Annotated in this window: 12 protein-coding genes; 6 read left to right on the forward strand and 6 right to left on the reverse strand. The window is 53.2% G+C overall.

The window, feature by feature from the left end; translation table 11 throughout:
* Positions 1–38 precede the first annotated feature (38 nt).
* Complete coding sequence (locus VE954_RS36965) at positions 39–806, reverse strand: patatin-like phospholipase family protein (RefSeq protein WP_324962613.1); 768 nt, start codon at positions 804–806, stop codon at positions 39–41.
* Between the two features lie 386 nt (positions 807–1,192).
* Here VE954_RS36965 and VE954_RS36970 point away from each other — a divergent pair, with 386 nt between their 5' ends.
* On the forward strand, positions 1,193–1,834 hold the full coding sequence (locus VE954_RS36970; protein ID WP_324962615.1) for a response regulator transcription factor: 642 nt from the start codon (positions 1,193–1,195) through the stop codon (positions 1,832–1,834).
* 144 nt (positions 1,835–1,978) lie between these two features.
* Here VE954_RS36970 and VE954_RS36975 read toward each other — a convergent pair whose 3' ends face one another.
* Positions 1,979–2,242, reverse strand: coding sequence for a hypothetical protein (locus tag VE954_RS36975; RefSeq protein ID WP_324962617.1), 264 nt, complete (start codon positions 2,240–2,242; stop codon positions 1,979–1,981).
* 129 nt (positions 2,243–2,371) lie between these two features.
* Positions 2,372–2,581 (reverse strand): hypothetical protein, encoded by a 210-nt coding sequence (locus VE954_RS36980; protein WP_324962619.1) that lies wholly within the window; start codon positions 2,579–2,581, stop codon positions 2,372–2,374.
* Between the two features lie 259 nt (positions 2,582–2,840).
* Between VE954_RS36980 and VE954_RS36985 the strand changes: the two genes are divergently transcribed.
* Complete coding sequence (locus VE954_RS36985; protein ID WP_324962621.1) at positions 2,841–3,380, forward strand: hypothetical protein; 540 nt, start codon at positions 2,841–2,843, stop codon at positions 3,378–3,380.
* Here the strand turns inward: VE954_RS36985 and hpt are convergent.
* Together hpt and VE954_RS36995 are read right to left on the reverse strand one after the other, a co-directional pair.
* A complete protein-coding gene (gene hpt, locus VE954_RS36990; RefSeq protein WP_324962623.1) occupies positions 3,370–3,897 on the reverse strand; it encodes a hypoxanthine phosphoribosyltransferase in 528 nt (175 codons plus the stop codon). The genes VE954_RS36985 and hpt overlap by 11 nt on opposite strands.
* A 25-nt stretch (positions 3,898–3,922) precedes the next feature.
* Positions 3,923–6,256: a hypothetical protein gene (locus VE954_RS36995; protein WP_324962625.1), complete on the reverse strand. Its 2,334-nt coding sequence runs from the start codon at positions 6,254–6,256 to the stop codon at positions 3,923–3,925.
* A 117-nt stretch (positions 6,257–6,373) separates the two neighbouring features.
* Between VE954_RS36995 and VE954_RS37000 the strand changes: the two genes are divergently transcribed.
* The 4 genes from VE954_RS37000 (at position 6,374) to VE954_RS37015 (ending at position 11,365) form a co-directional block, all read left to right on the forward strand.
* Positions 6,374–6,610 (forward strand): hypothetical protein, encoded by a 237-nt coding sequence (locus VE954_RS37000; protein WP_141734836.1) that lies wholly within the window; start codon positions 6,374–6,376, stop codon positions 6,608–6,610.
* 139 nt (positions 6,611–6,749) lie between these two features.
* A complete protein-coding gene (locus tag VE954_RS37005) occupies positions 6,750–7,589 on the forward strand; it encodes a hypothetical protein (protein ID WP_324962628.1) in 840 nt (279 codons plus the stop codon).
* A gap of 11 nt (positions 7,590–7,600) precedes the next feature.
* Positions 7,601–8,932: a hypothetical protein gene (locus tag VE954_RS37010; protein ID WP_324962630.1), complete on the forward strand. Its 1,332-nt coding sequence runs from the start codon at positions 7,601–7,603 to the stop codon at positions 8,930–8,932.
* A 138-nt stretch (positions 8,933–9,070) separates the two neighbouring features.
* On the forward strand, positions 9,071–11,365 hold the full coding sequence (locus VE954_RS37015) for a leucine-rich repeat domain-containing protein (RefSeq protein ID WP_324962632.1): 2,295 nt from the start codon (positions 9,071–9,073) through the stop codon (positions 11,363–11,365).
* Here VE954_RS37015 and VE954_RS37020 read toward each other — a convergent pair.
* The gene (locus VE954_RS37020; RefSeq protein WP_324962634.1) at positions 11,362–12,507 is read right to left on the reverse strand and encodes an ATP-grasp domain-containing protein; all 1,146 of its coding nucleotides are present in this window, start codon (positions 12,505–12,507) and stop codon (positions 11,362–11,364) included. The genes VE954_RS37015 and VE954_RS37020 overlap by 4 nt on opposite strands.
* Positions 12,508–12,637 lie beyond the last annotated feature (130 nt).

The raw sequence follows: 12,637 nt of genomic DNA on the forward strand, positions 1-12,637 counted from the left end.
AAATCAACGGTATAAATCAGTCCTATTCCAACCTTGGCTCAAACGTGAAACGACGTTTTCAGCCAAAATTCGGCATCCCGGCGTCCGGCTTCGTACAATTGAATCAAGCGCTGAGGCTGCGGAAACAGGATATCCGTCATCGAAGAAGGGCGGGCCGGGTGAATGTCCGCCTGACCCTCGCGCGGGCCCTGGGGCAGGATACGAATCGTACTGCGGTCAAGGATGGGCTGATTGTTACGCAAGCCACCATCAATCAACCAGCGGCCCGACCAGTACACCGGTTTTTCGTAATAAACAGGGATATAGCACGACCCCAGAAGGAGGCTGATCAGTTCCTCCCGGCTTTGACACATGCCGATATCGACGAGTTCGTGCTGGAAACGCGGCAGATGGGTGACAGAGATCTTAACGCGGCCTGCTGCCCGCTGGCAGGCGTCATCCGGCAGCTGCTCGTGAAGTCCTTGCGCCACGTACCGTGACATGCGACCGATCGGACCCAAGCGCCGTTCCCGGGCGTCTGTCGCAAACCGTAAGGTGTGGTCCATGATAAGCTGGGTGTCGATTCCAAGAGCAGCCACGACTGCGGCCAGCGATCCGGAAGAGGCTCCCAGGTAAAGGGCATTTGTAAAGGCCGATTCCTGACGGAAAGCCTCAATCGCCCCCAAATGGTAGGGAAACAGCCAGGCACAACCGGCAAATGATAGCGACAGGGGATCGCCTTCGGCTGGTCGGCCAGGTTCCGTCGAATTCGGTACACATCGTGCTTTGACTTTACGCGGCCCAACTTGGCTCAGGATCCTAAGCATGGCGCTTCCTCCTGGGAGTTCTCGTGCTCGATTATACCCCAATCGAACGCAGCATTATGACCAGGAACGTGATTCTCCGCGGTGAAGCATCGCTCAGCTGCCGTGCGGTAAAACCTCCAAAATCTGAGCCTTTTTGAACGACTTGGGGCGCTTGCCTGACGCTTTCCGTTCCGCTCAGAATCCCGTTGCAACAGGCTTTTCAATCCTTCCGCGCAAATCAAAATTATGTTTTTTGCCAATAATTACGGCAGTTTTCACAAATTCTTCCCAGAATTTCAAAGTCACGCGTCTCGTTTTTCATGCAGAATATTGCTAATACCTGCCCATGTGGCACGGAAATAGTAGTCGATGTTTTAATGCATTTCTTTCGATGCGGGTTGTTTAACATGAAAAAGATTTCCATTCTGATCGTGAACGATCATCCAATCGTTCGAGAAGGGCTCACTCAGGTACTCGATCGCTTTGAGGATGTGCACATCCTGGCCAGCACAGCCTCGCATTATCAGATCAAGGATTTGGTGCAGCGGCTTCAGCCGGAAGTTTTATTGCTCGATTTGCAGTCCATGGCCTCCATTTATCAAATGGCTGCCGAAGCTCAGGCAACAAAACCTGATATGCATCTGATCCTCTCCAGCTCTCTGCCTCTGCCAGAATATCAGCGTTTGGCCGAGCGCATCGGAGCCCGCGCTCTGATCTCCGCTTTTGAAGCTCCTGATCAAATTCACAGCTGTCTGCATGCCGTTATGGAAGGTGGGACCTGGTTCCAGGCCAACAATCCTATCCGTGGGCTGGTGCAGAAACATCGCGAGGGTGTCAATGGACGCCTTGAGCATCCGCTCAGCCCCCGCGAAGTTGATGTCCTTTGCTGCGTGGCACAAGCCATGACTGCCAAGGAAATCGCCACCGATCTGCAGATCAGTGTGAAGACGGTCGATCGCCACAAGGCGAACATCATGAACAAGCTCAACATGCGCTCTCAAATTGAGCTGGCTCGTTACGCTATCCGCAATGGTTTTGTGGAAGTTTAATTTGGGCTGGAAAAAAAGAAAGGCTCCGTAAAGGAGCCTTGGACCGGGTTTTCGTTGCGAAGTTCTGGTCGCTCAGGTTTCCTCCGCCCCGGAGGGGTTATCTGACGAGGAAACCAAAGGCCAGAACTTTGCAACGAGAAGATCTCAATCTTCGAACTCGGCCTTCCTGGTCGTCTTTTTCAATTCAGTCATAAGCTGGTTGATCTTTTCGAGACTCGTCTTAATTCTCTGCATGCGATCCCCAAAATCGTCAGCTTCCGGTCTACGGAAGTGTGGACTTCCTTTGACCTTGCCATCGATATGGCTGACATGCAGCGGCGTGCGGCCGCGAGCCAGATCCGTCTCGGCATCTTTGTTACGCTTAAAAACTGAGAAATCGACAACATTGGCAGGAACATCGTTCTTCATCACAACACCTCAACAACAGCAGCAACAGCAGTAAGAGCAACACAACAGCATAGGGAACTTGAACGAGGACTATATATTCAGGCCCTTCAGGAAGAAGGACCAGGAATATCACATGTCAGACGAGTCAGATCAGTGTTTCAGACGGTACGAACGGATCACGCCTTTATTGGCCTTCTCCCGTTCCTTCTTCAAACGCGCACGATTTTCTTCGTTGCGACGCTGGATCTCTTCCCAACTGAAGTTTTCCTGCTTCTGCTCCGCTTGCGAAGTGGTGGCACTTTTTGGAGTGCGATTCGCAATCGAAACGACTTTGTTGTCTTGACCATTTTCAGTTTGCATATCAACCTCCAGTAGGGGCAGCAGAGTCTCGGCAACACGGGGAAGTCAATCCCACATCTTAATTAAAGCAAGCGTTATGCCATGACCGGCCAGTGTTGAATGACATTGTGTGATCATTTATGCCAATGAATTTGGGTCTCATAACAGCTCGCGCCTGGCAGCTATGTTGGACGTTATGACAGTGCCCGATTCAGTGTCAAGTCCCTTTTCAGCCCAGTCCTGCGTCCTGTCTGGCTTTGAACGACGCCCGGAGGTGATTGTGGACGGAATTTCCAAGCTATTCCTGGACCTTAGACAGAGCAAAGCCGCTCTGGAACAGGCCTTCTACCGTAGCCTTGACAGTTCAGTCATCCGATCGGGGCTTGAGCATGGTACCGCCTTGCGGCTTTGGGAGGTGCTGGGAGAAGGCCGGCATTTTCAGTGTTTTAAGCTGCCCGGAAGGGGCGAGTTGGACCTCGCGGTCCTGCTTGCGAAACCTGGTTTTTTACAAGCCGATTCGCGGCAAAGACGTGCTTGGGCTGCTGACCTTCAGCGCCTGCGCAGCCTTAACCACCCCCTGGTGCCACCGATGGAAGTTATGGAAGATGCTCAGTTTTTTGCCTATGTGCAGCCGTGCTGTGAAGCCGAGCAGAACCTTGCGGGTCTCATCCAGGACGCCCTGCATGATCTGCACAATAGCCTCGCCCGGATCGGGTTGGAACTGGACGATTACCCCCAGTTGCGACGCTGCCAGGGGCACCCTTTTGTCATTGATTTTTCCGAGTTGAAAAGGTGCCCCACGGCGGGCTTCAGGCTTTAGGCAGCATTTGCATCAGCTCGGGGAGATTGCGGTAGAGGCCATCCAGATCAAGTCCATAGCCGATCACAAATTCCTTGCTGATCTCGAAGCCGGTATAGTCGATGACAAGTTCGATGGTGTGCGCTTCCGGTTTTGACAGCAGGCAGGCGACCTTCAGAGATTTCGGTTTGCGGACTTCCAGAGTTTTCAAGAGATAGTCGATTGTGTTGCCGGTGTCGATGATGTCCTCGACCAAAAGCACATGCTTCCCTTCGATATCCACGGACAGATCGTAGTTGATACGCACATGCCCCGTGGAGTGCATCCCCTCATAACTCGACACACCAATAAATTCGATCTCACACGGAATGTCGATGGCGCGAATCAGATCGGCCATGAAGATAAACGATCCTTTTAACACGCCGATGACGCACAGTTTCTGTCCTTGATAATCACGGCTGATCGTCTGACCCAAGGCCCGCACCCGCTGGGCAATACGGTCTGCTGAAATGAGCGGATGCATGGAATACTCTGTCATGGCTGCCTTCCCCCGACGCGGTTATTTATGGGGGACCATTCAAGCGTAAAAAGTTGCTTGTGGCTAGGAGGAAAGGCTGCGTCAATCCATCTTTTTTGCCTTCGATACGCAAACCCTGACTGACGAGCTCAAATCGCAAAAAGCGGCTCGTAGGCCGAAGGCGCAGAGGAATGCGCAGGCTCTGCTCGAAATCACGTGAGGGGGCCACAGCCTGCTCCGCCAGCAGCCCATTTTGATCATGCACCCGAATCAGCCCGTTCTGATCCTTCAGGTCATAACTTCGAATTTGAATCGTAACCAACTGTGCTCCTAAGTCGTTCACCTGGGGCAGGGGGCCTGGCAGGGTAATTTCACTCCGCAGGCCCAGACTATATTCACCGTTGCGCAGGGCGCTGATGACGTTATCGGATTCGGGTATGTAGATGGCTGGGATAAAATCCGTCTCCAGACCACGGACCAGGAAAGGCGCGGCCGCTGCAAATTTAATCGCGTGGGTGCTTTTCTGCTGGAGTTCATGAGCGACCTGAAGGAAAGCATTCACCAGATCAGTCTGCTGACAGCCGAGCACTTCGATCATATCCGGCTGAATGGTCAGAGCCAGCCATCGATAATCTTCAAACTGAAAGCCAGCATTGGGGCATTCCAGAACCAACTGCAAGGGCGGATTCTGCCCATGGGCGAATTTTGCAAACGCCGGGAGCAGGGCGGCGTAGTCCTTGGGTTTAACGGACACCCAGTTCTTTCGCATGGTTTCGTCAGCGGGAAAAGCGCGGAGGCTAAGACCCAAATTCTGATCTTCAGCCATTAGCATTGGAATTTCATGGGCGCTGCTCTCATCATCCTTGCCGCCCCGCAAAAGTCGTCCAATGGCTTGAAAATTCGCAGCCTGGAGCATTTCATCCGATGTGCCTGTATCCAGACTGAGGTTGGCGCGTAGGGAAAGCTCCAGTCTGGGATCGTCACTGGTGCAGGACAGGACTTGATGTCGGCCGGGGAGGATGGTGAATCTTTGAACACAAAGACGCTGCGTCCCGTCGAGGATCTGCAGTTGATAATCACCTGCTGGCAATTGTGCATTCAAAGGCCAGGTTTTTTGCAGAAAGCTATGCGCATTTAAAACATCAGTCGATCGATAGGCCAATTGTTTGGCCCAAGCCACACTGCTCTTGCGAACACCATCCCGGATCTCCACAAACCCAGGCCGACCCGGCTTCAGATGGATCTGCACCGTTCCCAGGGCCAAAGGTGGAAGCTGAGCGCTGCGTGTGTCTTTATCAAAAACCAGCTTCTGCAAAACGCCCTGATTATCCGGATAAAGAACTTCCCAGTTTTGATCTGGCGGCAGATTCCATTTAAGTTGTTCACCTTCCAGAATGGGCAGGGTGCTGACAAACCCGCCTTGGGCATCGTGCACGAACAGGGATTGGAACAAGCGCTTGTCGTGACGCTGCATGGGTTTGCGCCAAGGCAATTGAACTTGAAACGTTTCACTGCGTGCCGGCAGACGCAGGCAATCTGCGCGACACTGTTTGAGTTGGGACACGAGCGCGGCTTGTTGGAGGACCGCCTGACGACCCACAAGGAGAACAAAGGAGCTGTTCAGGACGGGAGTGGGCTGAGCGTTCAGGACAGTATAATGTTGATCCGTTTCCATGGACAAAGGCGTTTGTGAGAGGACCGTGAAAACTTCTGGAAAAAGACTGACGGTGACGCCTGCGAAGTGATCCTGATTCAGTGGAATCGCATGCTCTTCACCGAAACCCGAGGCCAGGCGAAGTTTCCAGCGCAAGGGACTGGTCCCACCCTGCTGCGTGATGGAGACTTTGACCAAAGGACTGTCGGCGAGCCATTCCATATCAAGTCGGACCTGACCCAGGGCCGCATTGCTGGAGCGGAAATAGGAAATCAGGTGCGGTCTTTGATGGACGTGTTCGATGTCCTGGCCGATCATGCCCAGGGTTTCGCCGGTGGTCGTACTGATGTTGATTTCCAGCTGAGGCTGCCATGTTTGCTGCTGCCAGGTTTTACCAGTCGCTTTATAGATTCCACTGACCAGCGGATAAAAAATCGAGCCGCCACTCAGCGGGGGTACGCTGCTGGCAACGACTTGCAGCTGATCATGACCCAGTACGATTTGGCCCTGATGAGGTCGTAAATGAGGATGAGACGCAGCCAATTCGCGGTCGATCAATTTGGCAAAAGCCTGTGGGGTCGAGGTGCTGAGGGATTCTACATGATTTTCTGCGACTTCGGGATGCGCCACCGTTCCATCCGAACTGGTGCACGCCATGGGCCACAGAAACGCGATGAAGAAAATGGAACCGGAGTAAAATTTACCTGGCGCAGTTTGCATATTCATTGTATTTTCTTTGTTTTTCTTGACATTTCTTAATAATTTTGCGACATTTTGATGGCTTTACGTGTCGTCGATACTTCGCATGTTGAGTGTGACTCAAGTATAAAGGGGCACTTGCTGATGACGCAAGAAATCGAGCGGGAATTTCAAGCCAACAAAATCAAGCGTCTTCCGCCATCGGTGGTCAAGGACATCGAGCTGAAGAACCACGCTAGACGTTTGGCGAATCTTTCCCCGATCAAAATCAAGATCCGCACCTGCATCTCCTGCGGTGCACTGTTCGAGTCTGCAGGCAACCGGACCTGTGGTTGCAACACCCGTAGCACCGGATATATCGCCGGGCGGGAAATCATCTAAACCCTATCCATGTTCGTCCTTTTCTGGTGGTCCATCACCGGATGTGAGAATTCGTCCCGGCATTCACCGCCGGGGCTCTCCAGTTTTTTGCTGAAATTCCGATGCCTTCTACGCAGGATTCGCAAAAGTTGGAGATGCGGTGAAGCATAAGAAAAAACTTTGGATTCGCGCGATTGATGGATTCTTGCCAAAAGAACGGCGGAAGCTGTCGGTCATCGAACAGTATCGTAGCCGAGCCATGGTCCGCACCGGACTTTTGGGGGTATTGCTCAATCCTTTTCTTTTCCTTTTCGAATCCTCAGTCTGGGATCTTTGGCAGAAAATCGGCATTGCTCTCGGGCTGGGTGCTGCGCCCTTGCTCATCGTTTGGATGTACCGCCTCACGGGTCGGTTGAAGGTCTGTGCCTGCATTTATGTTTTTTACTGCACGGCGGTGTGCGCCTGGGCTCAGGTCCACGCGGATACCATCCATGCCCTCTATTGGCTGTGGATTTCCTTTCTCATTGTCTTCTCCGTCCTGGTCGTTGGTGTTAAGGAAGGCGCTGTCTATACAGGTCTGGCCATGATTCTGTTCTGGTTCGTACTCCAGGACAATATCCGCCATGGGCATACCGTGGGCACGTTTCTCGATAAGGACTCCCTGCTGTGGAGCATGGCCGTTCATATCATGTTTATCCAAATCTGCTATCTGATGATGATGACCGCGTATGATGCGATTCGTAATCGGGCTGAAGTGCGGGCTGTCATGCTGCGCTTCACGGATGATGAAGCGGCGCGTCTCGCCACGGTGGGCGAACGTATGGGCGGCATGGCCCTCGAATTGAATGAGCAGCTCAAGCAATTTCAAGAGCAGCTCGTTCGCATGGATGGACTGGCCAAGCGAACCGATACCAAGGTCGATGATTTTCAAAAAATGATCGGGGAGTTGCAGGAACGTTCGCATAAACTCAGCGAGATCGCGCAGAGCGCCAACAGTTAGGTTAGGACTGTATGCAGTGGTTTTTTCTTACATTGATTCGCATCTTCGACCGGCGGGTCAAGCGGGACCGCCGGGGTCCGACTTCGCTTGATGCGTTTCGACAAAGAGCCATGAATCATATCTGTTTTACCGGGGTGGGTGTCGCCGTCTTGAACGGGCTGATCGCCTTCTTTAATAAACGCTATGAAGAATTGTTTGGTTTGGAACTGCCAATTTTCCTGTTGAGCGCCGTGGGCTTTGTCACGGTCCGCCGCGTGAAGCGGGTCGAATGGATTGCGGCCCTCTACATGACTTTGATTGCCACCTGTATCAGCTCCTACATGATTATGTCGGCAAAATCCTCCTTTGCACCGATCTATGCCTGGTATCCGCTGCTGTGTTTTGGGACCATTCTGCTCTGCGGCCGTTGGATCGGTATGCTCTCGGTCGCCATTATTTTCCTGGAGTCGGTGGCCGTTCTGTTCGTGAACAGCAAGCATGGATTTGTGCTGATGGGTGGCATAGGCTTTGACCTTGGCGCTACAGCCGTCAGGGCGACTATGCTGTCCTCATTCGTGGCGGCCTTTGGCGTTGTGGCTACGGTGGAAATCAGCCGACGTCGTGCGGATAAAGCCAATCTCAAAGCCAATGCTCTTAATCTGCAACGCGCCAGCCACAGTTTGCTCGGCGATATGGCCCGTGATATCAGCCGTAATATGCAGCTGCCGATGGGGGCTCTACAGAAAAAACTTGATGAAGTCATGCAATGGGATCCGCAGGATACTTTGCATAATCGTGGACCCATCCTGATGCAAAATTTAACCCAGTCGCTGCGTGAACTGGAACGTCTGGCCGCCAGTCTTCTCCTTTTTAGCCAGACCCGCGGGGCCCAGGAAAGCGTCGCCTTGCGGGCTGTGGACTTTCTCAATCACTTGAATGAAATGACTCGCGAGAAAGCCATTGCGCGTGGTGTCAGCCTCGATTTCAGTGCGGATCAACCGCAGGCCCTCCTGCATGTGCCCGCGGCGGCCGCCCTGTTTGCGCTCGTCTCTTTAGTGAACAAAGGGGTGGATGCGTCAGCAGGCCAGGAACCAGCCTGGGTCCGTTTGCAGCTTCGGCTGTATGGACGGCAGATCCAGATTCGTGTTCTGGATAGCGGGCCCAGTCTGTCCTATCAGGAACGTCGAGCCATTCAGGAACAAACGTCGCAACGCAGTGCATGGGACGTCAACCTGCGCCTGAGTCTCGATTTTTTGGACAGCATTGGCGGCCAAATGACTCTGGACCCCTATAGCCCTGATACCTGCTATGTGATTTCCATTCCCCTCAGCTCGACGCCTTTCCAGTCAAGCCTTGCAGCCTGATCTCAACCGCCAAGCCCGCTCTATCTTAGCGAATCTTGACTTGCGCCGCCTCTGCGTCTCTGGTAGCGAACAGGTGCTGGGAATTCCTCATAATCGATGATGTCAGAAAAACAACTTGTGCCTCATAAGGACCCTTGCATGCTGAAATTCATGGCCTTTTTTGGTATCACCCTTTTAGCGCTGTCCTGTGGTGCTGGGACGAATCCCGTATCACGTCTCGACATGGTCGGTGGGCAGGTGGTACCCGAAGACAGCCCGGCCTACGTATCGACCGTATCGCTCGCGAAAATCAGCAGGTCCGGCTTTGATTCCTTTTGCAGTGGAACTCTGATTGCGCCCAACCTCGTGCTGACGGCCGCGCACTGTGTGGAAGGTTTCAAGAACACCAAGCAGTTTATAGTTCTCTTTGGCAAAGGCGACGACGATCCCAATGCCGTCACGATTCCTGTCGCCAATTTTCAAAGTTATAGACCGAAAGATGGGTCTCGATATTATCCTAATTTTGATATTGCCTGGGTCAAGCTGGAGGGCGAAGCGCCAGCCGGCTTTCAACCGGCAGAAATTCTGCGCTCTTCGGACCAATTGAAGCCTCTGCTTAACCAAACCGATTCCATTCTGCTCGCGGGCTATGGTCGAACCAAAACCGACTGCCCGTCCACGGATCCGACCTGTTCGGGGCAGCGCCTGCAGGTGCAAACCTATTTGCGCCGCTTCGTGAATACTTCGCATTTTTCCCAGCTGATGGTGATCGGTCCCAAGCCCCTGTCGGGCACCTGCAGCGGCGACTCGGGTGGTTCGGCATTTGCCAAAATCAAAGACCGTTGGTATGTCCTCGGCGATTTGAACGGCAAGAACCTGGCGCTGAATACGTCCGCTGTTTGGGATGCGGCGCGGATCTGTGAATCCGGAGAATCCATCTATACGTTTGCCGGTGCTTATGTGGACTGGCTCCAGGAAAGTTCCGGCGTCACCCTGAGCTTCAACGAACAATTGAATCCCAAAGGACCCGGTCTCCTCCCTCTCGATGCGCCCAGCTTTCTAGGACCCAATCCCGACCTGGCGAAAATGCTGGCCTATAACAATCCCAATGATCCGCTGTGGGTGACCGCCGAAGCCTTGATGAGTAGTTTCGGTGAAGAGGGTAAACGTGAAATCGCCGACCTGGGCCAGGTCGTAACCGATCCCAAGCGTGCTGCATCCATCATGGCGACCTGGACTGTTTTCAAATATACCGGTGTGAGTTTTGATATCAGCAACCTGGCTTTGAAGGATCGGCAGCTGTCCGATTTACGTCCCATCGTGGGACTCAAAAATTTGCAGAAACTGGAACTCATCGGCAATCGCCTGACCGATGTTGCGCCGCTGGGCCAGCTGGAAAATCTGCAAGAGCTGACCCTTGGCAATAACTATGATTTCAATTCCAAGGCGAAACTGCCTTACGATTTCAACTTTCTGAACCGTCTGAAGAAACTGCGGGTGCTGAACCTTGCCACGAATGGTGGCAACCTGGATCTCAAGGACATCCCGTGGGATAGCCTGGGTCAGCTCGAGGTCCTCGATCTGAGCGCCAATGATACGATTCAACTCGATGCGGTCAAGTTTGCCAAATTACCTCGCCTCCATACTCTGATCGTGGCGAATGCCGGGCTCACCAATATCGAAGCTCTGGCCGAAGCACGAGGTCTACGCAGTCTTGATCTGCGGAATAATAACATTCAGGATATCAATGTCCTTTCGAACCTGCCTCAGGTTCAAATGCTGGATCTTTCGCAGAATCAGATTGAAGATTTTTCCTCGGTCGCGGACTTGAAGGAGCTGAAAACTCTCAAAGCCCTGGCCAACCCGCAGAAAATTACAGCCTGTCCGGCCGGTGCGCAGTGCCTTTATAATCCGGATCCGCAAACGACCTTCGCCGCGTATTGTGAGTTCTCCAAGGATCTCTCCGAAGACGATCGTGCCCTATGGCAACCCAGTAAAACAATCATCCTGCTCCTGCGTGAAGCCGGGCAGAAGGATATTGCATCAGCGGACTGTGCCGCAGCTGATGCTGTGCTCCGATCTAAAAAAAAACTGGAATTCTCGGGACTGAAGGCGGCTCCGTGGATTACGGATCTGACGCCTCTTATGCCCCTGAAGCAGCTCGAGGAATTGGTTCTGGATCATCAGAGCTTCCATGATCTGTCGCCGCTGCTGGCTTTAGCGGAGCTGCGTTCTTTGAATCTGGCGAGTAACAAGTTAAAGCGTGTGGATGTGCTGGCAGGTCTGCCGAACCTGCAGCGGCTGGTGTTGGATTCCAATCAACTGACCGATATCAGTGCGCTGGCTGCCCATCACGGCCTTTGGGTTTCGGCCGTTGGCAATCCGGATTTGCCTAAAATCTGTCCGATTCCAGGTGGGCAGTGTATCTTTGAAAAACCTGGGACCCCTCCTTAAGCGGTCTCGTCCATGGTCCATTGCAGCAGACGACGCACGTCCTCCACCGCGGGGATGAGTTGTTCCAAAGTCGATGCTGTCTGCAGCACATAACCTACGTCTTCACCCACGGCCGCGCGAATTTTGAGTTTATCCCCCACAGAAACCTTGAGTTTGGCGCGATGCACCGAAGCGTGATGTTTGACGGCAGGCCAGCCTTTGATCGCTTGAATGATACCACGTCCAGGATGCAGAACATGGACGGCCGCCACACGATGAGCCGTTTGCGGCACAAGGCAGCTGCGGCCCAACTCCAGATTCAGAAAACTATCCCAGCTCGGAAATCCATAGGCCAGCTGCAGCATTTCCATGATGTATCCGCCTGGTGGACGAACGGCAATTTCACCAAAGACCGGACCTTCGGGCCCCAGATAGAGTTCCACATGGGTCATGCCGCGGCGCACGCCCATAATTTGCAGGACCCTGCTATTCATATTCAGAACCTGCTCCTGCATGGTCGGTGCTAAGGCGACGGGTAAAATATTGATGTGCTGCCGCAGATAATACTGGGTGATATTGGTAAAAATGGGCTGCCCATCTTCGACAAAACTTTCGACGCTGAATTCGGGATGGGGATTATAGGTTTCGAAGAGCCGCTGGCGATTGTGCAGTTCGCGCAAGAGTTCGGCTTTTTGACTATAAATTTGAATGGATCGCCCACCGGATTCCAACCTATCCTTGCAGACAATGCGCGGTCCGAGCTGGTCCCAAATTGCATCCGCCGTCAAACCCACGCCCCAGAGATAGGGGTTGAGGGGAATGCCCTCCGCCTGCAACCGATTCTTCATCAGAAGCTTGTCGTGGCATCGCAGCAAATTGATGGGAGCTGTGCTGGGCAGATCACAGGTCCGACGCAGGGCGGCCACCAGGGGAATGGATCGTTCCGAGCCGCCGATAATAGCGGAAAAAGGGCCCAGAGCCAGAATTTTCGGTTGCAGGACGCGCCACTCGCCGGGCGTTCTGGGCCAAGGCAATTTGACAAGATGTCGGGCCGGAAGCGGATTTTTCAGTTCCTTGCCATTCCATAAAAGAAAATCCAAACCCTGGTCTCTTGCAGCGTCGATTAGCCCCTGCCGGTGCCCGACCATCAGGATTTTTGCCATGCTTCCACTCGTTCGTTCAAGGGTGTGTACGTTTTCCTCAATCCTAAATTTCTGCTGCCGATAACTCCATAAGGAAACGCATCTCGAAGCTGCCGATGATTGGACGCGGATGCGGCTCGCTGAAACAGGA

This window comes from Oligoflexus sp. (assembly GCF_035638955.1).
Classification (GTDB): domain Bacteria; phylum Bdellovibrionota_B; class Oligoflexia; order Oligoflexales; family Oligoflexaceae; genus Oligoflexus.